The sequence below is a fragment of the Marinobacter daqiaonensis genome, assembly GCF_900115285.1.
GTDB classification, from domain to species: Bacteria; Pseudomonadota; Gammaproteobacteria; order Pseudomonadales; family Oleiphilaceae; genus Marinobacter; species Marinobacter daqiaonensis.
On the sequence record NZ_FOYW01000001.1, the window covers coordinates 750,470 to 774,107 of the forward strand.

Here is a 23,638-nt window from a genome sequence, read left to right on the forward strand (position 1 = left end):
ACAAAACAACCACAAAAAAAGGGAGCTACCCCCATGAAAAAGAAAGACAATCCTGTTGTTGCAGAAGCAGAAGGCTTCACCCTCCGGCGCCGCGAATTTCTTGGAATGCTGACCGGCGTTGCGGCTGTGGCCACAATGGCAGGCCCCTCGGCACTCATGGCCAAAGTCATGGACAATGGTGGGATTCTTCGCGTCGGTGCGCCGGCCAACCCCTCAAGCATGGACCCGGCTACCGGAGGCTCCGGCTCCGATCATGTCTTTCTGTTCCCGGTATTCGCCACCCTGGTCGAATGGGACTATGACACTCTGAAGGCTGAACCCGGCCTGGCAAAAAGCTGGGAGTATCCAGACTCGAAAACGCTGGTCCTCAACATTCGAGAGGGCGTCAAGTTCCATGACGGCACTGAACTGGATGCTGAGGCGGTCAAGTTCAACCTTGACCGGAGCCGCACTGACCCGCGGTCCAATATTCGTTCGGACCTGGCCTCCGTTGAGAAGGTGGAGGTTACCGCACCTCATGAGGTCACGGTTCATCTCAAGAGCCCGGATACCTCGTTGCCGCTGGTGCTTTCCGATCGCGCCGGCATGATGGTGTCGCCAAGCTCCATTAAAAAGTTTGGCGAGGAGTCTGACCGCAACCCGGTCGGTGCCGGCCATATGAAGTTTGTCGAATGGAACGACGGCGACCGGATCATTCTTGAACGTAACCCTGATTACTGGAATAAAGAACGCCCACTGCTGGACGGTATCAACTTCCGTATTATTACCGACAGCTCGACGCGCTTACGCTCTGTGATGTCGGGGCAGAATGACGTTGCTTATCAACTGGAGGGCCGGCAAAAGCCGCTGATCGAACGGGGCGGATCCGTTGAAGGCGTCTACGGTGCAACAGTTTATTGCTTCCAGATTTATCTGAACCACGCGAGTGGTCCGCTGAGCAATGTGAAAGTCCGCCAGGCGCTGAACTACGCCATCAATCGTGAAGCCCTGGTTCGGGCGTCCATGCATGGCGCCGGCGAACCTGCCTACATGAACCTGCCCTCTTCTCACTGGGCCTATGACGCCGATGTTGCCGAGCTTTACAGCTATGATCCGGACAAAGCGCGTAAGTTGCTGGCCGAAGCGGGCTATCCGGATGGCATCGAACTGGACATGCGTGGTTATAACGACCAGGGCTCGGTTCAGCGACAGGAAATCCTCCAAGGCATGCTGGCGGACGTCGGAATTCGTGGCACCTTCAAGACAGGAACCGTTCCAGACATGTCCGCAGCCTATTTCGCCCGCGGCGAAGGGGATTTCCTTGTGTCCGCCTGGACTGGCCGGCCCGACCCATCCCTGACTTATGCACTGCTGTATGCCGGCGACTCCTACTTTAACGCTGGCAAGGTTGAGCCTCCCGAAGGCCTTATGGAAGCGATCCGGGCTTCTCGCAGCACTGCGGATCTGGAAGAGCGGAAAAAGGCCTTTTCAACAGTCCAGAGAATCGTGATGGAAAACGCACTGGTGGTCCCCCTCGCCTTTAGGGAGGACATCATGGCGGCGGTGCCGAAGGTAGAAAACTTGCAAACCAATCTTCTTGGTAAGCCCAAGTTCAAACACGTCTATCTGGAAAGCTGAAGTCGTTGATCGGATGGGCAGGAGTGTCGACCTTGTGCATTGCGACCTCCTGTTCAACCGATGCCTGTCATTCTTCACATCGGGCCGATAATAATGTCTCGGAGTAAACAGCTCATGTTGTTGAATCGCCTGGTGCAGGCGATTCCGATCATGATTCTTGCCACCTTCCTCGTATTTTCACTGCTGCAACTTGTGCCCGGTGATATTGCCACCACCATTGCAGGAGAAAACGCCAGCGAGGAGCGGATCGAGGAAATCCGTGAACAATATGGTTTGAATCAGCCCTTTCTTATCCAGTATGGCAACTGGCTATTGAATGCCGTTCAGGGTGACTTTGGAAAGTCATTGCTCAGCGGCGAGCCAGTGCTTGAAACCATAACCAGGGTCTTCCCGAACACACTGTTTATTGTTATCTACGCGGTGGTTCTCTCGGTGGTCATTGGTTTGCCTCTGGGCATTCTCGCGTCCAGCAAACCGAACTCCAAGCTTGATGGCGCCATTATGGGCTTTTCTTCTCTTGGTGTGGCCGTACCCAACTTCTGGCTGGGTATGGTTCTGGTCTCAATTTTTGCCCTGGGGTGGAACTGGTTTCCCGCCACCGGCTTCGTACGCCCCGGTGAAAGCTTCACCTCCGCAATCTGGTTCGCAACCCTGCCGGCGATTGCACTGTGTACCAACGGTATTGCCGAGGTCGCAAGACAGCTCAGAAGCTCGCTGGTGGAAATTCACAGCTCGCAGCACGTCCGTACCCTGCACGCCAAGGGACTCTCGCCTACCGCCATTCTCTGGAAGCACGGCCTGAAAAACGTCAGCGTGAACCTGCTTACTGTTATCAGCCTGCTTTTTAACAAGGCACTGGCAGCTACGGTCGTGGTTGAAACCGTCTTCGCCATTCCCGGCATGGGCAACACGATTGTGAAAGCCGTTCTGGAAGGTGACTTTCCGGTGGTTCAGGGTGCCGTGCTGGCCATGGTGGTGACGGTGATTGTGGTGAATCTGGTGACTGACCTGCTCTACACCGTACTGGATCCGAGGATTAAACAGGTATGACTACTCACGCACTTGATATGGCGGTCAAAGAGGATTCGCTGTTCAGCAAGTTTGGCCAGTGGTGCCGGCGCGATAAGCGTGGATCAGCGAGTCTGCTGGTGCTGTTGGTGATTATCGGAATTGCCGTCTTTGCGCCCTGGGTTGCGCCATACTCGCCAACCGAACAGGACTACAGCAAGATGCTGATGGAGCCGAGTGCCGCACACTGGCTTGGCACAGATGACCTTGGCCGGGATGTGCTGAGCCGGTTGATTCACGGTGCCTCGAAGTCGGTATACGCCGCCTTTCTGGCAGTGGGTATCGCTCTGCTGATCGGGGTTCCCGTGGGACTGCTCGCCGGGTTCCTGGGAGGCTGGGTCGATGTATGCATCAGCCGGGTCATTGATACGCTACTTTCGTTTCCGGCTATCGTGCTGGCGGTGGCCGTAACCGGTGCCATGGGGATTGGCCTCACCAACGCCATGGTATCGGTGGGTATCGTGTTCTCCCCCCATATCGCCCGATTGATCCGGGCCAGAACACTGGTCGTCAGGGAAGAGCTCTATGTAGATGCCGCCCGCTGCTTCGGTGCATCGACAACCCGGCTACTGGTCAGGCACGTAACCCCGAATGCCATTCAGCCCGTTATCGTTCAGTGCACCCTGCTACTCGCCGTTGCGTTGCTGGCTGAAGCCAGCCTCAGCTTTCTGGGGCTCGGCGTTCAGCCACCGGAGCCCAGTTGGGGGCAGATGCTTGCCCGGGCATACATGTACATGGAGATTTCCCCCGAGCAGATGTACGCCCCGGGCCTGATGATCATGGTCACGGCACTGACCTTCAATACTCTGGGTGAATCCTTGCGGGTAGCACTGGACCCGACCATGAAAGGTCTGTAGTGCCCGGAACTCAATCACAAGAACAAAGGAGTATTAGAATGGCTCTCTCCAATGCAAATTTTTCGGAAGCGGCACAACAGGTGACCTATCGCAATGGCCCAAGGCCAATGCACGACTACCTGCTGCTCAATGCCAGCGAAGCGCCAGATCAGGCCGCGTATATCTTCTATGGCCGTGAGGTCACCTGGGGTGAACTGGCGGAATCGACCCGGCGGCTTGCCGGCTTCCTGCGAGCCAGTGGCATTGGCAAGGGCGACCACGTCGGCCTCTATCTTCAGAATTGCCCTCAGTATGTGATCGCCCATTATGCAATCCAGATGCTCGGTGCCGTGATCACCCCTCTGAACCCGCAATACAAAGCGGCAGAAGTGGAATACCAGCTGAATAACGCTGAAGCCAGGGCGGTGATCTGCGGCACGGATCTATACCCCATGGTGGACGCCGTGCGGACCAGGCTGGACAACCTGGCGCTGGTGGTCACTACCCGGTATGCCGATTACCTGCCCCATGAGCCAACCTTGCCAGTACCGGAGGATATGGCGGGAGCGCAGGCCACACCCGAAGGCACCACGGACCTTGTGGTTGCCATTGAACAGTCCCGGCCTATCGACAAACCAGAGTCGGTCGACTTCGAAAACGATATCGCGCTGATGACCTTCACGTCCGGTACCACCGGTCGTCCCAAGGGCGCGATGTTGCCGGTGGGGGCCGCAACCTTCAAGACCGCGGCACTGTTTCAGGCCAACGGCCTGGACCAAGCCACGACTTCATTGGCAATTGCGCCTTTCTGTCATATCGCCGGTATGTGTCTCGGTGTCTATGCCGGAGTCTATGGCCGCTGGACGACGGTGATTCTGCCGCGCTTTGATCCGGAAACCACCGTCAAGGCTATCGAAACCTACAAGGTCGACATGTGGTACAGCATCGCCCCAATGAATCGGGCAATCCTGGGCCTACCGGACATTCAGTCCCGGAACCTGACGTCGCTGCGTTTCAACCCCGCCACCAGTTTCGGCATTCCCGTAACCGAAAGCCTGTCGGATGAATGGAAAAAACTGACCGGCTGCCAGATGCATGAAGCATCCTATGGCCTTAGCGAAACCCACACCATGGATACCTACATGCCCCGGGATGCAATTCGGTGGGGCAGCTGTGGTAAACCCATGCCAGGCAACGACATCCGGATCATCAATCTGAAAACGGGTGAAGAGCAGCCCGCCGGTGAATCCGGAGAGATCATTGTAGGCAACCCCTACGTGTTCAAGGGCTACTGGCAACGGCTCGATGCCACGGATGAAACCCTGCGCAATGGCTGGGTTTATACCGGCGACGTCGGTTATTTCGATGACGATCACTATCTGTTCTTTACCGGCCGGATCAAGGAAATGATCAAGTCTTCCGGCTACAGCGTGTTCCCTGAAGATGTGGAAGCTCTGATGCTCAATCATCCCGCCATTGCCCAGTCAGCCGCCGTGGGCGTGCCCGACGAAAACCGGGGCGAGAGCGTCAAACTCTTTGTGGTACTCAAGCCGGATTACGAGGGCAGGATAACCGAACAGGAAATCATCGACTGGGCGAAGGAAAACATGGCCGCCTACAAGTACCCCAGATACGTCGAGTTCCGGGATTCACTCCCTGCCACGGGAGCCGGCAAGGTGCTTCGACGGCTGTTGAAAGAGGACTGAGGTTCCCATGAGCGAAGAAGCAACAGTACAACAGCACGGCTACTGGCCTCCCGGTCTGCCCAGGGAGGTGGTTTACCGCGGCGGCGAAAAGCCGATCCACGAGTACCTGTTTGACAACGAGCGGGAGATCCCTGATCGGGTCGCCTATATATTTTATGGGCGGGAAGTGACCTGGGGTGAACTGGGGCAATCGGTACGGAAAGTTGCGGCCTTTCTGAAAGAGAAAGGTGTCGGCAAAGGGGACCGGGTAGGGCTTTACCTGCAGAATTGCCCCCAGTACCCGGTGGCCCATTACGCCGTCCAGATGATTGGCGCTATCGTCTCGCCATTGAATCCCCAGTACAAAGATGCTGAGGTGGAATACCAGCTCAGCAACGCTGAAACCCGCGCGGTCATCGTGGGTGAGGACCTGTTGGCAACCGTTCAGCGGGTAAAGCCCAACGTGCCCGGGCTGGCAGTGGTCATTTCGACAGCCTATGCCGATTACCTGCCGGAGGAGCCAGCACTGGAGGTACCGGCCTTCTTGCGGGAGCGATATCCGGTCGAGGGCGACGTCGTGGATCTCTTGTCCATCCTGAAAGACTATCCGCCACTGGCAGAGGGTGAGCCGGTCGATCTGTGGAACGATATCTCCCTGATGACGTTCACGTCTGGCACAACCGGCCGTCCCAAGGGGGCCATGCTGACCTTCGGCAGCGCACTCTACAAGACGGCGGCTTCCATGATGGCCAACCAGGTCGAACCCGATGGATGCTCACTGGCGGTTGCCCCCTTCTGCCATATTGCAGGGATGAACTCCGGTGTCTACATGCCGGTCTACACCCGGCGCACCACCGTGATTTTACCCCGGTTCGACCCGGAGACCGTGGTGCGGGCCTTTGAAGTGTATCGTTGTGACATGTGGTACAGCATTGCCCCAATGCTGAGAGCCATCCTGGACATGCCGGGTATCCAGGAGCGGGATTTGCGATGCATCCGCAACAACCCGGCGACCAGTTTCGGCATTCCGGTAACGGAAAAACTGGCCGACGAGTGGAAGGCGCTAACCGGCTGCCAGATTCATGAGGCCGCCTTTGGACTGAGCGAAACCCACACATCGGACACCTTCATGCCCAAGGAAAGAATCCGGTGGGGCAGTTGCGGCATCCCCATGCCGGAGAACGAGATTCGTATTCTTGATATCGAAACCGGAGCTCCCCTGCCCCAGGGCAAGAGCGGGCAGATTGCGATTCGTAACAAGGGTGTTTTCAAAGGCTACTGGAAACGGCCCGACGCTACGGCGGAAACACTCCGGGACGGCTGGGTTCATACCGGTGACGTCGGCCACTTCGATGAGGACGGCTACCTGTTCTTCACCGGCCGTATCAAGGAGATGATCAAGTGTTCCGGCTACAGTGTCTTCCCGGAGGACGTGGAGGCGCTGATGCTGCGTCATCCGGCCATCAGGCAGTGCGCGGCGATCGGCATTCCGGATGAGAAAAGGGGCGAAACCGTGAAGCTGGTTGTCGTACTCCATCCGGACTACGGGGGCCGCGTGTCGAAACAGGAATTGATTGATTGGGCCAGGGAAAACATGGCTGCCTATAAATATCCAAGAACCATCGAGTTTCGTGATTCCCTTCCAGCTACAGGGGCAGGCAAAGTGCTTCGAAGACTGCTGAAAAACTAGTACTTCTCCCGCAATGCCCGGTTCGCTCCATCGACATGGTTCTGCCCGGCGGGAGCAAAATCCCAACGGTGCAATACGAGGTGATCGATGGAAAAGCGATCGTCGAGGGCGACATCGTCCTGGGTGACGCGAATGCGCTCGACCACTGGACCAGCGGCCCGGAGCAGCCCGCGGGGCAATCCCAGGAAGGCCACTACGTCACTCAGACCCAGGAACTGGCAACGGTGGACAACCCGTGTGTACTGTTGCCGGGAGGCGATGTTCTATGACTTCGCGGCGAACCTTTCGTCCGGTATTCGCAGCAATGTTTCCGACGCCGCCCAGCGCCTGACGAACAGCACCAACCTGCGTCTTCTCCAGCGCCGCTCCTCGGCTGATGACTACATCCTCATCTCCCAGGGGTCGGGTTGCTCCTGGGAGCTCGGTCGCCAGGGCGGTGAGCAGGATATGACTCTGGAAGGGGGCTGCACGGACGGTATCATGCATGAATTCCTCCACGCCGCCGGGGTCTGGCACGAGCAGAGCCGGACCGACCGCGACAAACACGTCAGTGTATTCCTGAACCGGGGGGGAGAACGGCAAGGAGCACAATTTCGAAATCCATCAGGACAGCGAATGGCTCGGCCTCTACGACTACGGCTCCATCATGCATTACGGCCCAAAGGCCTTCGACAAGGATGGTTGCTCAGGCACCTCCTGCATCACGATCAGCCCCAAGGGGTCACCGCCATCCGGCGTTACCATGGGCCAACGTTCAGGACTGGGCGCCAACGATCGAGACGTGATTCACCTGCTCTATCCGGCTCAGCCCGGATCAGCCTGCAGTCTTGGGTGGGGCGACCGGTACCACGCGACGGCGGCGGCCTTCGGTGATGTCGACAATGACGGTGATGGGGAGCTGGGCGTGGCCCGCCGGGCGGGTCAGAACGCTCGATATTTCGTCATGGACTACCAGGGACAGGTCGCAGGGCGACCGAATCTGGCGGCTCGAACTGGGGCAGTTCCTACTATGCAACATCGATTGCTCTCGGCGATAGCGATACGGACCTGGCTGTCACCAGAAACGAAGGCCAGCGCGGGCGCACCCGGTATGAGGTCATCGTAACGCCCTGCACGGTTCGTCAAACAATTTGCCCTCGCCCGGCAACGGGCAGGGCATTTTTTGTCTGCGTAATAGACAGGTTCAGATCTTGTGCACTTATTTAACCTCTGCTAATTCTTATGATGTAAGGGATACCAATAACATCAGAACGGCTCGGCTCTCGAAAACAACAACCCCGACAGCCTTCAGACAAGGCTTTGACTGGCAGAGGAAATCGCCATGGAAGACCTCAAAGGAAAGACTGCAATTGTTACCGGCGCCTCCCGAGGAATCGGCAGAGAAATTGCCCTGCAACTCGCCAAACGCGGCGCTGACGTGGCCATCAATTATGTCTCCCGTGAAGACGACGCCAACAATGTCGTAAAGGAACTCGAAGACCTGGGAGTTCGTGCCTTGGCCTTCAAGGCTGACCTTTCACAGATGGCAGCTGGCCGTGAACTTATCGACCAGGTCCAGGAACAATGGGGACACATCGACATACTGGTCAATAACGCGGGCATCACCCGCGATAAAGCCATGAAGAACCTTTCTGATGCGGAATGGACGGAAGTGCTCGATACCAACCTGGGGAGTTGCTATGCGACCTGCTCCGAGGTGCTGCCGATCATGATGGAACAGAAGTTCGGCCGTATCGTGAATATCACCTCTTTCGTCGGCCAGGCAGGCAACTTCGGCCAGGCGAATTATGCGGCCAGCAAGGGCGGCATCATCGCCTTCACCAAGACGCTGGCCCTGGAGGTGGCCCGGTACAATATTACGGTTAACGCGATTGCGCCGGGCTTTACCGAAACCGAAATGCTTGCCCAGGTTCCGGAAAACATCCGCGAGAAAATCATTGCCCGGGTACCCATGGGGCGCTTTGGCCGGCCCGAGGAAATTGCCAGGGCGGTGGTATTCATTGCGGCCGAAGGGGACTACATCACCGGCCAGCAGATCAACGTCAACGGCGGGGTTTATATGTAGCTGCCCACGCCGAAACACGGCCTGTTCGCCGCTGCGGTGCGGCAATGAGCCCGACTAAAAAGGGGACCGGACCCCAGGGACGGGGACCGAGGAGGTCACGGTGGGGGTCGTACCTGGCAACCACCTGACCAGGTGGTTGAGACAGACAATATCTATGGGTCCTCAGTTACCCTTCTTGTTCAGGTACATTTTTACGTCCGCTTTACCCAGTAACTCCCTCGCGGTGGTGCCATCCTCCGGATAGCGGGCCACGCCGATACTGCAAGTGACATGAAACACCTCGCCAGCGATGTCCATGGGCTCTGCCACCAGGTTGCGCAATTTCCCCACTGCTGCGTCAACGGACGATGACTCACCGATGTCGGTCAGCAGAATCGTGTACTCGTCCCCTCCCATTCGGGCAATGGTGTCCGTTTCTCTGGTTCCACGCTCGAGCCGGCGAGCCACCTCCCTGATCACCTCATCACCGGCGTCGTGGCCCCAGGTGTCGTTGATCCGTTTGAAGTCGTTCAGGTCCAGGCACAGTAGCGCCAGCCGCTGCTGATTTCTGGCTGCTGACCGCAGCGCCATCTCCAGCCTGTCCCAAAAAAGGTAGCGGTTGGTGAGGCCGGTCAGAGAATCGTGATGAGCCCTGAATCGCAGGGCTTCTTCGGCCTGCTTGCGGGCGGCGACGATAGCGACCTGGGTAGCGACGAACTGGAGAAGCTCCCGGTCGGCCGACCGGAAGACAGCGCCTTTCGACCCCTTCTTGACGACTATCGCTCCCAATACGGTGTCCGAGGTCATCAGGGATATACCCATAAACCCAGCCTGCTCCGGAGGCGGGACCACGTCCCGGTGATTCTGCTCATCCGGGGCCTGGTGAGCCTCTGCCCTGAGGATGAGGTCGTCGAGCTCCCGTCCGGCTTCAATGGGTCTTTCCAACCAGCTGCCGGAACGGGCGGAGGGCCAGTCAGGGAGTCTGAGCATTCCTCTGGCCGGATCATGGAACGCGAGTTGGAGTTCATCCCCCGGGAACAATTGGCCAATCACCTCGCGGACGCCATCGCAGAACGCCCGAAGAGTGTCCGCTGCCTGAGCCGCTTCGGAGATGCGGTACATTGCATCCCGGGTCTGATCCGCCCTGCGCAGCGCCGTCACGTCCCGGGCGACCGCTATCCGCCAACGGTCATCGTCAGACCAGCGGGCCGACCAGAGGATATTCACCGTGTCGCCATCCTTGCGCAGGTAACGATTTTCAAAATGGATGTGGGACTGACCACTCATGATCCGGCTGGCGGCCTGGAGTGTTCTGTCAAGGTCGTCCGGGTGAATGTAATTGGTGATCGGTGTCCCTTTCATCTCGGTCGCGGTATAGCCGAGCAGTTGCTCACAGGCGTCGCTGATAAAGATGATTGTGCCGGATTCATCCACCACGAATACGGTGTCCAGCAGGAGATTAATGAGTTTCGGGTACAGGACTTCCGGGTTGACAGGCATCGGCACGGCCTTACGCTCGAAAAGCGAGCGTTACTGGCAACCAGCATAATGTGGAAACGATGAGAACGACAGAAAAAGTCAGCCTGTCACGCTAATCAGCCTCGATGCGCTCCGGCTCTCCAACGGGCTTCAGGTCCTTGGGGCTGTTTACCGGCTCGCAGATCAGCGGCACCGGAATGTGCGGGCGCATAAGACCCTGGAAGGCATCCACCTGGTGGAAGTCCGGGTCGAGCCAGGCGTCGAAGTCCTCGGGCCTGAGCATCAAGGGAAGACTCTTGTCGTGGATGTGGCTGAATCGCGGGTGCGGCGGCAGCGTGATGGTGGTGAAGGAGATCACCTCGTCATCACCATTGCGGTAGCGCTGCCATAGCCCGGCCATGGCGATGGCCTCGCCGTCCGGGTGAATGTTGTAGACCTGCCCGCTGCGCCATTCGTGGAAGGCCGACATGGGTACGATGCAGCGCTGCTTCGGGTAGACCCGTTTCCACAAGGGGCTCGAGGTCAGCCGGTCGCTGCGGGCGTTGAAGGTCTTGAACCTGGGGTTCGGCCGGTAGCCTTCACCATCGGGATGGGGCTCGATCAACAGCGACCACATGCCTTCCACCAGCTGCCGGCCCTCTCCCGCGTCCAGCACCACTTCGGCGGCGCTTCCCGGGGCCACGTTCAGCCGAGGCCGGGGGCGGCGGGCCACCCCGAGCTGTTCCATCAGGTCCCGCACCAGGGGGTCATCGTTGACATTGAAACGGCCGCACATGGCGCCTCCATTCAGCCGTCAGGGCGCGGGATAGCTCGCGGGGGCCAGTTTCTGACCGGGGAGAAGCACACCGGTGCGGAGCAGCTCACGCAACGTGGTCTGCCCGTCTTCCACCTTGGCCAGGCCGTCATCCAGCATCAGCGGGTGACTCCGCTCAATAAGAGCATGGCGCAGGGAGTGTTCGTCCTCCTGGCGCAGAATCCGCGCGTAATCCGCTTCCGTGGGCTGCCACACCTCGAAGATACCGATCCGGCCACGGAATCCCAGGTTGTCGCATTCGGAGCAGCCTGCGGCCGCCCAGGTTTCTTCCGGCACTTCGCGACCGCAATCCGTGAGCCACTGGGTTTCGATCTCGTCGGGGGCCCGCCGGGTCCTGCATTCGGGGCAGAGCTTGCGGACAAGCCTCTGGGCTGCCACAAGACCCAGGTTGGCGGCAATCTCGTAATCGTCCAGGCCAAGGTTACGCAGGGCAGTCACAGTACCCACCGAATCGCGGCTGTGCAGGGTTCCCATGAGGGAGCGGCCACTGGTGGCAACGCTGACCGCCGCCTGGGCCGAGGGCACATCACGGATCTCACCAATCAGAACGTAGTCCGGGTCCAGCCGCAGTGTTGCCAGGGTCCCGCTGGCAAAGGTCAGGTCATGGCGCGGATCCACCTGGATCTGGTTGATGCCCGGTATCTCGTACTCGACCGGGTCTTCCAGGGTAATGACGTGGCTGTCGGCGAGCTTCAGTTCATGGAGGATTGTATAAAGGGTCGTGGTCTTGCCGCTGCCAGTGGGGCCCGCCACCAGGAACATGCCACCGGTGGCGTCCAGCCATCGACGGATCCAGTCCGCCCCCTGTTCGGGTATACCCAGGTGTTTTACCTGCTGCACCGCCTCCGGCGGAGACAGCACGCGGATTGCCAGCTTGTCGCCGGAAACGCAGGGAACGGCGGTGACCCGCAGGTCCAGGTCTCTTTCGTCGAGACTGTAGAAAAAACTGCCTTCGTTACAATTGACCGATGGAATGGGATCGAGTCTCGCCATGGCCTTGAACTGGTTTCCCAACCGCCGGCCCTGGTCCGGGGAAACCTCCAGGGCATCCACCATCATACCGTCGATTCTGAGACGGACACGGTAATGGTCCGGAAGCGGGTCCAGGTGAAGATCGGTGGCCCGGGCCCGGACCGCATCACTGAGCAGGGCGTGGGCTTCCAGGGTTTCGCGGCGTTCCTCGTCTTCCTCTTCCTCCACCAGCCGCTGGTACTCGACCATGAGGTAATCCCGAAGATGCCGCTCAAACCGCTGCTCGGCCCTACTTTTACCGTCCATTACCGACTCCTTTAAAACACGATGTCCGGGGAGTATAGCAAATGGGGTTCCAGCGTCAGACGAAGGGTGCGGAGCGGTCCGTGCTCAACCGCCCGGTATCCGCTTCTGGCCATTGCTCCAGGTGAGCAGCTCAAGGGCAGCGGCAACGTGAATGCGGTTCTCCGCCAGTGGCCGTGGCAGCAGTTCCTCGGCGCGGGCCAGCCGGCGCAGGAGGGTATTCCGATGGGTATGCAGCCGTTTCGTGGCCTGGGCGGCATTGCAGCCATGACTGAGATAGGTCAGCAACGCCTGCTGAAGCTCCACGCCGGCGGAGGCCAGGTCACCCAGCGTATGGGAGACGAATTGCCGGGTTGCCTCCGGATCTTCGGACATCAGCGAGACCAGGCGGATCTGGTCAAAAACGACGATCCGGCTTTTGGGGCGCAGGCGGCCAAAGACCCGTTGCGTGGTCGCCGCTTCCAGATGGGACCGGCGGAAACCGTCCAGGCCTGTGCCCTCTGAGCCGACCGTCACGTAAACACCGGACAGGTTACTGAGATACTGCTCCATCTGCGGAAGGTCGAGAGGAGCCGTGGCGTGACACCAGACCCACAGGGTCGCCGAGTTGGCGGCGACGGTGAGCACCTCGCTGGTGCCCGCGCATCGGGCGAACGTCCGGGAGACGCCCTCCAGCCGGGAGATTTCCACGTTGGGATCCTCACACCAGACGATCGCCGCCAGCTGGGGCTGATCCACCGCGTACTTCAGCTGGATGTTGAGCCTGGGCACGCTGGTCAGATCACCTTCCAGCACCCGGGTGATGAGCTCCCGCCGATCAACCTGGCCGCTACGGATCAGCTTCTCCCGCTCATCCCGCATGATGGCGGTGATGCCTTCCATGTTGGCCTCCACAAACCCGTTGACCGACCGGGACGACAACTCCAGGAGCTGGCGCAGCTGGGCGGGATCGTCGGTCAGCTCGAACGCCACTTTCATCCACAGGTTCCAGGCCGCGTTCTGGGCTGCCCGGGCTGCCGAGAACATCAGCTCGGGAACACCCAGGCGTACCAGCTCCCTGGCATTGCTTTTCATATCCTCGGAAATATAGGGCGCAACCGGCGCGCCCGGTTTTTCCACGTTGGCGAGGGCCCAGTGGGTCAGACTGCCCCGGTTGGCCCGTCTCGTGGCGGCGGCCAGTACGGGGTCTTCGGCCATCGCCCCGGGAACATCCACAGTCATGCTGGCATTGTCGATTTCACTGAGCCACTCGACCGGGGAACTGAGTACCTGTTCCGCCCCCCGTCTGAGGAGGTCAAGCACGCTCCGGGGTACATCATTGGACAGTGCTTCGCTTCTGGTGGGGCTACCGGTAGTCATGGCAGGACGTCCGCTCCGGGGAAAGGGATAGAATGCACAATATAAACCTTATCCAGGTGCCAAGTGTACCTTGTTGCGGGAACAGTGAGCCCATAGGATGGAATTGGGCCACCACAAGCGCACAGAGAGGTCGTTATGCCCGGACAACAACAAGAAAAGACAGAGCACACAGATGTTCTGATTATCGGCGCGGGCCTGTCGGGCATCGGCATTGCCCGCTATCTGCAGGAGAACGTTCCCGATATCTCCTACACCATTCTCGAATCACGCTCGGCCAGCGGCGGCACCTGGGATCTGTTTCGCTACCCGGGTATCCGTTCGGACTCGGACCTCCACACCTTTGGCTATGAATTCAAACCCTGGGTGGATGACAAGGCGATTGCCGGGGCGGATTCAATTCTCGGTTATCTGCGAGAGACCGCTGCCGAGAACGGCATTGACCAGCATATCCGGTACCAGCACCGGGTGAAGCATGCCGACTGGTCCTCGGAGGAGGCGCGCTGGTTCGTCGAGGTGGAACAGGGAGAAGGCGGCGAGCCCCGGCGTTTTGTCTGCAAGTGGCTTTTCTCCGCCGCCGGATACTACCGCTACGATGAGGGCTATGCCCCTTCGTTCCCCGGTAGCGAACGCTTCCGGGGAGAACTGATCCATCCCCAGCACTGGCCTGAAAACCTGGACTATGCCGGCAAGCGGGTTCTGGTGATCGGCAGTGGTGCCACGGCCATCACTCTGGTGCCGGCCATGACCGAAAAGGCGGCCCACGTCACCATGCTGCAACGTACCCCCAGCTATGTGATGAGCCTGCCCTCCGAGGATGCCATCGCCAAGCTGCTTGCCAAAGTTCTGCCGGCGGAAAAAGCCTACGCCCTCACCCGTGGCAAGAACATTACCCTCTCCCGCAACATCTGGCGCTTCTGTCAGAAATACCCGAAGGCCGCCAGACGGCTGATACGCCGGCTCAACAAGCGGGCGCTGCCCAAGGGCTATCCGGTGGACGAACACTTCAATCCACCCTACAACCCCTGGGACCAGCGCCTTTGCGTGGTACCTGACGGCGACCTGTTCCAGGTCATCTCCCAGGGCAAGGCCTCCGTGGTGACCGACCATATCGATACCTTTACGGAAAAGGGGGTGCGGCTGAAGTCCGGCCAGGAACTCGAGGCGGATATCATCGTCACCGCCACCGGGCTCAACCTGCAACTGTTCGGCGGTATCCGCCTGAGCAAGGATGGCAGGGATGTGGACCTGTCCCGCACCGTGGCCTACAAGGGCATGATGCTCAGTGGTCTGCCGAATTTCGCCTTCGCCATCGGTTATACCAATGCCTCCTGGACCCTGAAGGTAGGCTTGGTTGCCGAGCACCTGTGCCGGTTGCTCAATCACATGAAGCAACATGGTTACGACGTCTGCTGTCCGGAACTGCCCTCCCCTGACATGCCGACTCGGCCATTACTGGATTTTGACGCGGGCTACGTGCAGCGCTCCATCGATATGCTGCCCAGGCAGGGCGAGCACGCGCCCTGGCTGATGCCCATGGATTACCGGGTGGATTCCGAAGTGCTGCGCCACGGCCCGGTAACCGATCCCGCGCTGAAATTCTCCTCTGTCTCCGCCACCGGCAAGCGCGCCACCTCGGAAGCAGAACAGACCGAAGAGGTATCCCCATGAATGCGCACGTCCGGTTTCCGGCTGAAGATCGCTTCTGTGAGGTGTCAGACGGGCTGCGCCTGTGTTACCGGGAGTATGGCCCTGGCGAGGGCGAGCCGCTGTTGCTGGTGGCGGGCCTGGGCCTGCAGCTGACCTCTTGGCCAGCCACCATGATCGAAAGGCTGTCAGCTGAGGGCTACCGGGTCGTGGTATTCGACAACCGTGACGTGGGCCGGTCCTCTCTGCAGTCGGGACCGCCGCCGGGGCGGGTACGGCAATTTCTGAGGATGCCGTCCGGCGATGGTTACGACCTGGCAGACATGGCACGGGACGCGCTCGGCCTGCTGGACCATCTGGAGATTGAAAAGAGCCACGTGGTGGGGATGTCCATGGGGGGCATGATCTCCCAGACCATGGCGGTACTGGAACCCCGGCGTCTGACCTCCCTGACCTCGATTTTCTCCACCACCGGCAACAGGCGGGTTGGCCAGCCTGCGGTTTCCTCACTGCTGCGCCTGATCGCTCCTCCCGCCCGGACCCGGCAGGCCTACGTGAACGGGCACCTGGCCATGATGAGGCACATCGGCCCCACCACCTACCCCCTTTGCGAGGAGACCCATGCAAGCTATGCCGCCGAAGGATGGGATCGCGGCCATGGCGAGATGGCCCATCAGGGAGTGGCCCGCCAGATAGGAGCGATCATCAGGTCCGGCGACCGGACGCCACAGCTGCAAAAGATCTCCACACCCACCCTGGTGATTCACGGTGACCGGGACCTGATGGTGGCACCAAGTGGAGGACAGGCCACGGCCGCCGCCATCCAGGGCGCCCGGCTGGTGACCATCCCCGGCATGGGACATGCCTTTCCTGAGCCGGTAATACCGGAGCTGACGGACGCCATCGTTGCCCATGCCCGCGGGGCCGCCGGACAGTGGGAGGCACGGCCATGAAACAGTTTACCGACAGGGTGGTGGTGATCACCGGCGCCGGCTCAGGCATGGGTCGCGCCTACGCCCTGGCATTCGCCCGCCTGGGGGCGATACTGGCCCTGAACGACTATCACCTCGAAAGCCTCGAGCAAACGGCGGTACTGGTACGGGACCTCAGCCACAGACCCCTGCTGACCTCCGCGTTCGACGTAGGCAACCGGGAGCACATGTACGACTTTGCCGCCAGGGTGAAAGCCGAACTGGGCCATGCCCATGTCGTCATCAATAACGCCGGCGTTTCCGGGGAGGGCCTGCCATCGTGGTTGCTCGGCGACGACTCCTATGAGCGGGTCATGCAGATCAACTTTTTTGGCGTGGTCTACGGCACCCGTGCTTTCCTGCCCCAGCTGCTGGCCAATGGCGAAGGGGCTGTGGTCAATGTTTCCAGTGTCTTCGGCCTGGTGGGAACACCCAACAACTCCGACTATTGCGCCTCAAAATTCGCAGTCCGCGGCTTCACGGAGTCGTTGATGGTGGAGCTGGAGCAGTCACCGATTTCGGTCCACCTGGTCCATCCGGGCGGGATTCGCACCAACATCGCCAGCGGCGCGGCGAAAGGCGAGGAATTCACCGAAAAGTACCTGAAGACCGAGCCGGATGACATTGTTGAGCAGGTCATCCGCTGTATTCGGTCCGGCAAGCAGAGGCTGGTCTACGGGCACCAGGCCCGGAGACTCTGGCTGGCGTCCTGGGCCATGTCCCTGGAAAAGCGAAACCGGGTCCTGTTCAGGGAAATGGAGGACCTGCTGGACCCCGAACACTACGGCGTCCTGAACGATCCACAAGGCGAGGCTGGCAGGCCCTGACGCTCTTTCAGACGTTGTAAAAGTCCCGGTACCAGTCCACGAACCGACCCATGCCCTCCTCGAGGGAGGTGGTCGGGCGGTAGCCGACGTCGGCGATCAGGGAGTCGACGTCGGCGTAGGTGGCCGGCACATCCCCGGGCTGCATCGGAAGGTAGTTCTTTTCCGCTGTCCTGCCGGTCTTCTCCTCGATGACTTCGATGAACCGTGCCAGCTCTGTCGGGTTATTGCTGCCGATATTGTAGAGCCGGTATGGCCCCTTGCCTGAACCGGCATCCGGGTTCAGCCCGCTCCACTGGGGATTGGGTCGGGCAACGTGATCGAGGGTCCGCACCACTCCCTCCACGATATCATCGATATAGGTGAAGTCCCGTTTGTGGTGCCCGAAGTTGAAGACGTCAATGGGCTCTCCGGCGAGGATCTTGCGTGTGAAGATGAACGGCGCCATGTCCGGCCGGCCCCAGGGACCGTATACCGTGAAGAATCTCAGGCCGGTGGTGGGCAGGTCGTAGAGATGACTGTAGGTGTGCGCCATCAGCTCATTGGCCTTTTTTGAGGCAGCGTAGAGGCTGACGGGATGATCCACATTGTCTTGGACCGAGAACGGCATGGTTTCATTGGCGCCGTAGACGGAACTGCTGGAAGCGTAGACCAGGTGCTCTACCGAATTATGACGGCAGCCTTCCAGGATGTTGACGAAGCCCACCAGGTTGGAGTCCACATAGGCATGCGGATTCTCGATGGAATACCGGACGCCAGCCTGGGCAGCCATATGAGCGACCCGTTGTGGCTGTGTCCGGGTAAACAGCGCCTCCATGGCCGGCCGGTCGGCGATGTCCTGCCGGACTTCGGTATATCCGTCGTAATCCCTGAGTCGATCGAGGCGGGCCTCTTTCAGGGCGATGTCATAGTAGGCGTTGACGTTGTCGACACCGATAACCTCGTCTCCCCGCTCCAACAGTCGCCGGGCGAGGTGAAATCCGATGAATCCGGCCGTGCCGGTAACTAGAATCTTCACGGGCTTTCCCTGTTGCCTCATGTTTCAGCCGATACTCCGGCGCCCCCGCCGGGGCGCACCGGATTCATACCCTGTCCCCGGCGGGACGACCGGTCTCAGAAACTGAAGCCGGCACTGACGAAGGGCCCGGCAATGTCCACGTCGAGACGGTCGTCGCCGTCTTCATAGTCCACGGTCATCTGGCGGTAGCCGGCCCGCAACTGGACGCCCACGAACTGGTACTGGGCATAGGCGTCGTAGTCGTAGATGGAATCGCCATCGTAGCCGATGACGTTGCCGTGGGCACCCACGGACAGGCCGGTGAGCGGCAGGTCAAATCGTGCGGCGGCATACAGCATGGGAAGAACCGCATCCACTTCGGTACGACTGACAGCCGTGCTGTTCACCTCCTGGACCACCAGCTCGGCATCCAGGTTACGGGCGGTCAGACCGAGGTCGAGGTTGACCCAGTTGTCCAGCACCTCGTAATAGAGCGTCAGGTCGGCCTGGGTCCAGTCCAGCTGGGAAGACACGTTAACGCCGGAGGGAAGCACGTCAAAGCTGGTGGAGAGCTGACCGCGGCCTTCCTGGTCGATCCTGACGTAACTCAGGCGTACGTTGGGCAGCAGCGGAATCGGATGCTCAAGGTAAGCTGACAGGTTGATCTCATCGTTATTGCTCAGGTTCAGATCGTTCTCCACATCCACCTGGTCGTTGCCACGGGACGCCTCGCCGGAGAGATCGGAATCCCAGTATCCGACGCTGGCGCCGAATCCCAGCACATCGGCACTCGCGACCGGAGCGAATGCAAGCAGTGATGCGGTAACGGCAATTGGTAATTTTTTCATGGTGCACTCCGGGGACATTCAGGGTGTAAGGGTCAGAAGTCAGCAAACAGGATGCTGAGCATTAAAAAGGGGCCGTGAGGCCCCTGTCGCGGGGGCCTCAGTCAAACTCGACACCGAGGCGGCGACCCACTTCCTCGTAGGTCTCGATAACGTCGCCCAGTCCCTGACGGAAGCGATCCTTGTCCATCTTCTTGCGGGTCTCCCGGTCCCAGATCCGGCAGCCGTCCGGGCTGAACTCGTCACCCAGGACGATGCGGCCTTCGCAGCGACCGAATTCCAGTTTGTAGTCCACCAGCAGCATGCCGGCATCGGCAAACAGGGACTTGAGAACGTCGTTGACCCTGTAGGTCAGCTCCTTCATCTGCTCCAGTTCCCCGGCCGTTGCCCAGCCAAAGGTCACCGCCAGGGACTCGTTCACCATGGGGTCGTGCAGCTCGTCGTTCTTGAGGAACAGTTCATAGGTCGGCGGGTTCAGGTCCTGCCCCTCTTCCACGCCGAGACGACGGCACAGACTGCCCGCGGACACATTCCGCACCACGCACTCCACCGGAATCATGGTGAGCTTCTTGACCAGGGATTCCGCGGGCGACAGCAGCCGGTCGAAGTGCGTGGGCACGCCGGCCGCCTCCAGCTTTTCCATGATGAAGGCGTTGAAGCGATTGTTCACCATGCCCTTGCGTTTGAGCTGTTCCTTTTTCTGGCCGTCAAAGGCCGAGGTGTCATCACGGAACACCAGCACGAAACGTTCGGGATCATCAGTGGTGAATACCGACTTGGCCTTGCCGGCGTAGAGTTCTTTGCGCTTTTCCATTTCAGTCTCCGGCGGCCTGACTCTGGGTCAGAGAACCGCAGCGTTAATCGTTTCAGGCCCGGTTCGGCCCGGGCCCGACATCAATACAGGTATTCGTAGAGCCGGTTCAGCAGTGAGCGGGAATAATTGCCACCGTCGAAATCATCGGCCCGGTCGGCGGTCACCACCACCTGACCGTCCTGCTGTGTCAGCTGAATCCGGTTGGTTACCACGGGCTTTACTTCGTCACCGGCAAACCAGCGTGTCAGCCAGCTACGACGGCGATCCTCCGCAGGGCGCCCGTCCACCAGGAAGTAGCCCGCGCTCTGATCCAGATCCAGCACCGGAATACCCTCGTCTTCCAGCACACGGCGGATCTCGGCCCAGGCCCGGCTGTAGTCCAGGTCGATAACAACCGCACGCTCCTGCTCGGCGTCGGCTTCCCGCAGGGTGACCCGTGGATCGCTGCCCATCTCCATTGCCGCCCGGGAATAGGACCGGCTTTCTTCACGGCCCTGTATGAAGCGGGACAGGTTCTGCAGCAGGCTTTCTTCCAGTTGCTGGTCTTCCGGGGTGTCCTGCCAGGCGATCAGGCGGCCCGGCGTTTCATCCACAGTGCGGGGGCGCACCTGGATCTCGGTGGTCTTGCGCCGGACCCCCGGGGCAAGGCGGACCTGCACCAGCATCAGTGGCTCGTCCCCGGCTCCCTGTTCCAGCCCCACAAGACCGCGGGCGCGACGGCTGTAGTTCACCAGTTCGCTCTGCATCAGGCCAAGCTGGGTGCTGTCGTAAGCCACTCCCAGGCCAGTTTCGTTCATCCAGGCGGCCACGGCGGGCCAGATCCTGCCGGGGACATCGTTGACCAGCAGCCAGGACTGGTCATCGATGGATTCGATCACGTAATTCTCGTCCAGAATTTCCGCGGTCATATCCGGTGGTTTTGGTACCGCATTGCTGAGGGTGCCACCATTTTCCGCCAACGGCCTTACCGGGAACGCACTGTTCTGCCGGGGCAACGGCTCACCATCAATACCATGGACCGGAGTCATTGCCCTGGCATTGGCGTAGTCGTCGCCACGGTCCTGGACCAGGCTGCAACCCGCCATCAAGACGGCAATAGCCAGAACCGCCGGCGTTGCGGCATGAGCCGTGGTTTTCCGGACCGGACTGAGGTCTGTCTTCCGATCTGTCATTCAGAGTACGCCCGCCGTCTTGAGAGCCTCTTCGACCTCTCCGTGAAACTTGTCGCTCAGGGGCGTCAATGGCAGGCGGATGCCGGTTTCGATACGGTCCATGCGCTGCAGGGCCCATTTGACGGGAATCGGGTTGGCTTCCAGGAACAGCTTGCGGTTCAACGGTTCGAGGATGGCATTCAGTCGTTCGGCCTCTTCCCGGTGACCACCAATGGCAGCCTCGCAAAGCTCCGACATCAGTTTCGGCGCCACGTTGGCTGTCACCGACACATTGCCCTTGCCGCCAGCGAGCATCAGCTCGGCGGCGGTGGCGTCGTCGCCGGAATACACCGCCAGACGCCCTTCCACCGCCCTGATCAGCTCCGTGCCCCGGGGAATATTGCCGGTGGCATCCTTGATGCCCACGATGTTGGGAATATCCGCCAGCCGTACCACCGTTTCATTGAGCATGTCACAGGCGGTCCGGCCCGGCACGTTGTAGAGAATCTGGCTGACATCCGGAACGGCCTCGGCGATGGCCTTGAAGTGCCGGTAGAGTCCTTCCTGGGTGGGCTTGTTGTAGTAAGGCACCACCAGCAGGCAGGCATCCGCGCCAAGCTTGGCCGCTTCCGAGGTCAGGTCAATGGCCTCGTGGGTGGAGTTGCCGCCCGTGCCGGCAATCACCGGGATTTTGCCGGCCGTCCGCTTGATGATCTGCTCGATCACCTTGAGGTGCTCCTCCGGCGTCAGGGTTGCTGACTCCCCGGTCGTACCCACGGCAACGATACCGTGGGTTCCGTTTTCAAGGTGAAAGTCCACCAGTGCATCCAGTTGCTCCCAGTGAATGCTGCCATCCGGGTGCATGGGCGTCACCAGAGCGACGAGGCTTCCAGTAATCATAAGGACTCCGTGCAGATAAAACGGTTATGGTAATGTTGGGTCTCAACCGACACAAGGGAAACCCGGGAGAAGCCATGACAAAGCCAGAACTTGACCAACCTGTTCACGATTTTGAAGCCCCGGCCACCGGCGGCCAGACGGTTAAGCTGTCGGACCTGAAGGGCAGCAATGTGGTGCTCTACTTCTACCCCAGGGACAACACCCCGGGGTGCACCACAGAAGGCCAGGATTTCCGGGACCTTCATGACCAGTTCAGGGCGCTCGACACGGTCATTTTCGGCGTTTCCCGGGACGGGCTCAAGGCCCATGAAAATTTTCGCGGCAAACACGACTTTCCCTTCCACCTGATCTCCGACAGGGACGAGACGGTGTGCTCCCTGTTCGATGTCATAAAGCCCAAGAAACTCTACGGCAAAGAGTACATGGGCATTGACCGCAGCACCTTCCTGATCGATAAGGAAGGCACGCTTCGACGGCAGTGGCGCGGTGTCAGGGTGAACGGTCACGCGGCCGAGGTACTGGACGCTGTAAGGGAACTTTAGTGGCCTGCCTGGTGCGCCTGTTCCGGGTTGTGTGCCGAACGCACCGGCCAGGCCGAGAACACCGCTTTTACAATGGTAGCCAGGGGAATGGCGAAAAAGACGCCCCAGAGACCCCAGATACCGCCGAAGAACACCACCGCCACGATGATCACCACCGGGTGCAGGTTGTTGACCTCGGAGAACAGCACTGGCACCAGGACGTTGCCATCAAGGGCCTGGATGATGCCGTAAACCACCATCACCCAGATGAAGTGGCTGCCCCAGCCAAAGGCGAACAGGGCAATCATCGCCACCGGCACGGTTACAACAGCGGCGCCGATATAGGGAATCACCACGCTCAGGCCCACCACCAGACCCAGCAGGGCGGCGTAGGGAACCCCCAGAAGCTTGAAGGAAACGTAGCTCACACCCCCGACAATGAGAATCTCCACCGCCTTGCCACGCACGTAGTTGGCGCACTGCTGATTCACCTCCAGCCAGATCCGGTTCATCATCTCACGCTGCCTGGGCAGCATGCGCGACAGTGAGCCCAGCAACAGCCGGCGATCCTTGAGGAAGAAGAACACCAGAATCGGCACCAGCACCAGGTAGATCAGCAGCGCCAGCAGGTCGGGAATACTGCTCAGGGAAAACGACACCAGCCATTGCGTCAGGTGGCCTGCCTCTACGGTTACCTGGCCGTAGAAGGCATTGATCGCCTCCATGGAAATCATGTTCGGATACTGCTCGGGCAGCACTTCGAGATAGGTTCTCATTTCCCGGAATATTCTCGGCGCTTCCGTGGCGAGCGATGCCAGCTGGGTCCAGATGAGCGGCAGCAGGCCGAACAGGAAACCGGCCAGCGATCCCAGGAAGACCACGAACACGCCGATGATGGAAACCAGCTCGGGTACGCCCAGCAGGGTCAGGCGGGCCACCAGGCCCTGCAGGATAAAGGCGATAATGACGGAGGCAATGACCGGGGCGAGCATGGCCCCGAAGAAGATGATCGCCAGCACGCCGCCCAGTAGCAGCAGGAACAGGATGACAGCTTCGTCATCCGAAAAGTATTTATGGACAAGCCCGCGTAGAATACGAACCATA

Annotated in this window: 22 protein-coding genes and 2 pseudogenes; 13 read left to right on the forward strand and 11 right to left on the reverse strand. The window is 59.9% G+C overall.

From position 1 onward, the window contains the following. The first annotated feature begins 33 nt into the window (after window positions 1-33). The 8 genes and pseudogenes from BM346_RS03450 to BM346_RS18445 form a co-directional block, all read left to right on the forward strand. Window positions 34-1,617 (forward strand): ABC transporter substrate-binding protein, encoded by a 1,584-nt coding sequence (locus tag BM346_RS03450; RefSeq protein ID WP_092008888.1) that lies wholly within the window; start codon window positions 34-36, stop codon window positions 1,615-1,617. Window positions 1,618-1,731: 114 nt separating this feature from the next. Next, entirely contained in the window at window positions 1,732-2,667 is a 936-nt protein-coding gene (locus tag BM346_RS03455; protein WP_206675737.1) for an ABC transporter permease, read from the forward strand. Continuing rightward, window positions 2,664-3,542 (forward strand): ABC transporter permease, encoded by an 879-nt coding sequence (locus tag BM346_RS03460; protein WP_092008889.1) that lies wholly within the window; start codon window positions 2,664-2,666, stop codon window positions 3,540-3,542. Before BM346_RS03455 ends, BM346_RS03460 begins: the two co-directional genes overlap by 4 nt. Window positions 3,543-3,580: 38 nt before the next feature. After that, window positions 3,581-5,227, forward strand: coding sequence for an AMP-binding protein (locus tag BM346_RS03465; protein ID WP_092008890.1), 1,647 nt, complete (start codon window positions 3,581-3,583; stop codon window positions 5,225-5,227). A gap of 7 nt (window positions 5,228-5,234) precedes the next feature. After that, on the forward strand, window positions 5,235-6,896 hold the full coding sequence (locus tag BM346_RS03470) for an AMP-binding protein (RefSeq protein ID WP_092008891.1): 1,662 nt from the start codon (window positions 5,235-5,237) through the stop codon (window positions 6,894-6,896). A gap of 80 nt (window positions 6,897-6,976) precedes the next feature. Next, a complete protein-coding gene (locus BM346_RS18025) occupies window positions 6,977-7,165 on the forward strand; it encodes a hypothetical protein (protein ID WP_167812700.1) in 189 nt (62 codons plus the stop codon). Continuing rightward, window positions 7,155-7,412, forward strand: a pseudogene (locus BM346_RS18440) (M12 family metallopeptidase); the annotation flags it as partial. The gene BM346_RS18025 and the pseudogene BM346_RS18440, both read left to right, overlap by 11 nt. A 73-nt stretch (window positions 7,413-7,485) precedes the next feature. Beyond that, window positions 7,486-7,683, forward strand: a pseudogene (locus BM346_RS18445) (M12 family metallopeptidase); the annotation flags it as partial. Between the two features lie 27 nt (window positions 7,684-7,710). Here BM346_RS18445 and BM346_RS18030 read toward each other — a convergent pair. Continuing rightward, the gene (locus tag BM346_RS18030; protein WP_167812691.1) at window positions 7,711-7,914 is read right to left on the reverse strand and encodes a hypothetical protein; all 204 of its coding nucleotides are present in this window, start codon (window positions 7,912-7,914) and stop codon (window positions 7,711-7,713) included. Between the two features lie 303 nt (window positions 7,915-8,217). On the opposite strand from BM346_RS18030, the gene fabG reads away from it, so the two are divergent. After that, window positions 8,218-8,961: a 3-oxoacyl-[acyl-carrier-protein] reductase gene (fabG, locus tag BM346_RS03480; RefSeq protein ID WP_092008893.1), complete on the forward strand. Its 744-nt coding sequence runs from the start codon at window positions 8,218-8,220 to the stop codon at window positions 8,959-8,961. Between the two features lie 162 nt (window positions 8,962-9,123). On the opposite strand, the gene BM346_RS03485 is transcribed toward fabG, so the two are convergent. The 4 genes from BM346_RS03485 to BM346_RS03500 form a co-directional block, all read right to left on the reverse strand. Next, window positions 9,124-10,440, reverse strand: a complete 1,317-nt coding sequence (locus tag BM346_RS03485) for a diguanylate cyclase domain-containing protein (protein ID WP_092008894.1) — start codon at window positions 10,438-10,440, stop codon at window positions 9,124-9,126. 91 nt (window positions 10,441-10,531) lie between these two features. Next, window positions 10,532-11,194: an SOS response-associated peptidase gene (locus BM346_RS03490; protein WP_092008895.1), complete on the reverse strand. Its 663-nt coding sequence runs from the start codon at window positions 11,192-11,194 to the stop codon at window positions 10,532-10,534. 18 nt (window positions 11,195-11,212) lie between these two features. Then, window positions 11,213-12,511 carry a GspE/PulE family protein gene (locus tag BM346_RS03495; protein WP_206675738.1) on the reverse strand — a complete coding sequence of 433 codons (1,299 nt, stop codon included), beginning with the start codon at window positions 12,509-12,511 and terminating at the stop codon, window positions 11,213-11,215. An 84-nt stretch (window positions 12,512-12,595) separates the two neighbouring features. Next, window positions 12,596-13,867, reverse strand: a complete 1,272-nt coding sequence (locus BM346_RS03500) for a PucR family transcriptional regulator (RefSeq protein WP_092008896.1) — start codon at window positions 13,865-13,867, stop codon at window positions 12,596-12,598. 135 nt (window positions 13,868-14,002) lie between these two features. Here BM346_RS03500 and BM346_RS03505 point away from each other — a divergent pair, with 135 nt between their 5' ends. From BM346_RS03505 to BM346_RS03515, 3 genes are read left to right on the forward strand one after another with little or no spacing between them, the layout of a single operon-like run. Then, window positions 14,003-15,535: a flavin-containing monooxygenase gene (locus tag BM346_RS03505; RefSeq protein ID WP_092008897.1), complete on the forward strand. Its 1,533-nt coding sequence runs from the start codon at window positions 14,003-14,005 to the stop codon at window positions 15,533-15,535. Continuing rightward, window positions 15,532-16,464 carry an alpha/beta fold hydrolase gene (locus tag BM346_RS03510; protein WP_092008898.1) on the forward strand — a complete coding sequence of 311 codons (933 nt, stop codon included), beginning with the start codon at window positions 15,532-15,534 and terminating at the stop codon, window positions 16,462-16,464. Before BM346_RS03505 ends, BM346_RS03510 begins: the two co-directional genes overlap by 4 nt. Further along, a complete protein-coding gene (locus tag BM346_RS03515) occupies window positions 16,461-17,309 on the forward strand; it encodes an SDR family NAD(P)-dependent oxidoreductase (protein ID WP_092008899.1) in 849 nt (282 codons plus the stop codon). The genes BM346_RS03510 and BM346_RS03515 overlap by 4 nt, the downstream gene beginning before the upstream one ends. A 7-nt stretch (window positions 17,310-17,316) precedes the next feature. Here BM346_RS03515 and BM346_RS03520 read toward each other — a convergent pair whose 3' ends face one another. From BM346_RS03520 to dapA, 5 genes are all read right to left on the reverse strand, one after another. Then, window positions 17,317-18,324 carry an NAD-dependent epimerase gene (locus BM346_RS03520; RefSeq protein ID WP_092013258.1) on the reverse strand — a complete coding sequence of 336 codons (1,008 nt, stop codon included), beginning with the start codon at window positions 18,322-18,324 and terminating at the stop codon, window positions 17,317-17,319. A gap of 95 nt (window positions 18,325-18,419) precedes the next feature. Next, complete coding sequence (locus tag BM346_RS03525) at window positions 18,420-19,151, reverse strand: TIGR04219 family outer membrane beta-barrel protein (protein ID WP_092008900.1); 732 nt, start codon at window positions 19,149-19,151, stop codon at window positions 18,420-18,422. 97 nt (window positions 19,152-19,248) lie between these two features. Further along, complete coding sequence (purC, locus tag BM346_RS03530) at window positions 19,249-19,962, reverse strand: phosphoribosylaminoimidazolesuccinocarboxamide synthase (protein WP_092008901.1); 714 nt, start codon at window positions 19,960-19,962, stop codon at window positions 19,249-19,251. Window positions 19,963-20,042: 80 nt separating this feature from the next. Further along, the gene (gene bamC / locus BM346_RS03535; protein ID WP_092008902.1) at window positions 20,043-21,134 is read right to left on the reverse strand and encodes an outer membrane protein assembly factor BamC; all 1,092 of its coding nucleotides are present in this window, start codon (window positions 21,132-21,134) and stop codon (window positions 20,043-20,045) included. Beyond that, on the reverse strand, window positions 21,135-22,013 hold the full coding sequence (dapA, locus tag BM346_RS03540; protein WP_092008903.1) for a 4-hydroxy-tetrahydrodipicolinate synthase: 879 nt from the start codon (window positions 22,011-22,013) through the stop codon (window positions 21,135-21,137). 74 nt (window positions 22,014-22,087) lie between these two features. On the opposite strand from dapA, the gene BM346_RS03545 reads away from it, so the two are divergent. After that, window positions 22,088-22,555, forward strand: a complete 468-nt coding sequence (locus BM346_RS03545; RefSeq protein ID WP_092008904.1) for a peroxiredoxin — start codon at window positions 22,088-22,090, stop codon at window positions 22,553-22,555. Here BM346_RS03545 and BM346_RS03550 read toward each other — a convergent pair. Then, the gene (locus BM346_RS03550; RefSeq protein WP_092008905.1) at window positions 22,552-23,637 is read right to left on the reverse strand and encodes an AI-2E family transporter; all 1,086 of its coding nucleotides are present in this window, start codon (window positions 23,635-23,637) and stop codon (window positions 22,552-22,554) included. The two genes, BM346_RS03545 and BM346_RS03550, sit on opposite strands and share 4 nt — an antisense overlap. Window position 23,638 lies beyond the last annotated feature (1 nt).

Coding starts and splice junctions, on each gene's coding strand:
- BM346_RS03450 (WP_092008888.1), top strand. CDS start 34: ATGAAAAAGAAAGACAATCCTGTTGTTGCAGAAGCAGAAGGCTTCACC.
- BM346_RS03455 (WP_206675737.1), top strand. CDS start 1,732: ATGTTGTTGAATCGCCTGGTGCAGGCGATTCCGATCATGATTCTTGCC.
- BM346_RS03460 (WP_092008889.1), top strand. CDS start 2,664: ATGACTACTCACGCACTTGATATGGCGGTCAAAGAGGATTCGCTGTTC.
- BM346_RS03465 (WP_092008890.1), top strand. CDS start 3,581: ATGGCTCTCTCCAATGCAAATTTTTCGGAAGCGGCACAACAGGTGACC.
- BM346_RS03470 (WP_092008891.1), top strand. CDS start 5,235: ATGAGCGAAGAAGCAACAGTACAACAGCACGGCTACTGGCCTCCCGGT.
- BM346_RS18030 (WP_167812691.1), bottom strand. CDS start 7,914: ATGTTGCATAGTAGGAACTGCCCCAGTTCGAGCCGCCAGATTCGGTCG.
- fabG (WP_092008893.1), top strand. CDS start 8,218: ATGGAAGACCTCAAAGGAAAGACTGCAATTGTTACCGGCGCCTCCCGA.
- BM346_RS03485 (WP_092008894.1), bottom strand. CDS start 10,440: ATGCCTGTCAACCCGGAAGTCCTGTACCCGAAACTCATTAATCTCCTG.
- BM346_RS03490 (WP_092008895.1), bottom strand. CDS start 11,194: ATGTGCGGCCGTTTCAATGTCAACGATGACCCCCTGGTGCGGGACCTG.
- BM346_RS03495 (WP_206675738.1), bottom strand. CDS start 12,511: ATGGACGGTAAAAGTAGGGCCGAGCAGCGGTTTGAGCGGCATCTTCGG.
- BM346_RS03500 (WP_092008896.1), bottom strand. CDS start 13,867: ATGACTACCGGTAGCCCCACCAGAAGCGAAGCACTGTCCAATGATGTA.
- BM346_RS03505 (WP_092008897.1), top strand. CDS start 14,003: ATGCCCGGACAACAACAAGAAAAGACAGAGCACACAGATGTTCTGATT.
- BM346_RS03510 (WP_092008898.1), top strand. CDS start 15,532: ATGAATGCGCACGTCCGGTTTCCGGCTGAAGATCGCTTCTGTGAGGTG.
- BM346_RS03515 (WP_092008899.1), top strand. CDS start 16,461: ATGAAACAGTTTACCGACAGGGTGGTGGTGATCACCGGCGCCGGCTCA.
- BM346_RS03525 (WP_092008900.1), bottom strand. CDS start 19,151: ATGAAAAAATTACCAATTGCCGTTACCGCATCACTGCTTGCATTCGCT.
- purC (WP_092008901.1), bottom strand. CDS start 19,962: ATGGAAAAGCGCAAAGAACTCTACGCCGGCAAGGCCAAGTCGGTATTC.
- bamC (WP_092008902.1), bottom strand. CDS start 21,134: ATGACAGATCGGAAGACAGACCTCAGTCCGGTCCGGAAAACCACGGCT.
- dapA (WP_092008903.1), bottom strand. CDS start 22,013: ATGATTACTGGAAGCCTCGTCGCTCTGGTGACGCCCATGCACCCGGAT.
- BM346_RS03545 (WP_092008904.1), top strand. CDS start 22,088: ATGACAAAGCCAGAACTTGACCAACCTGTTCACGATTTTGAAGCCCCG.
- BM346_RS03550 (WP_092008905.1), bottom strand. CDS start 23,637: ATGGTTCGTATTCTACGCGGGCTTGTCCATAAATACTTTTCGGATGAC.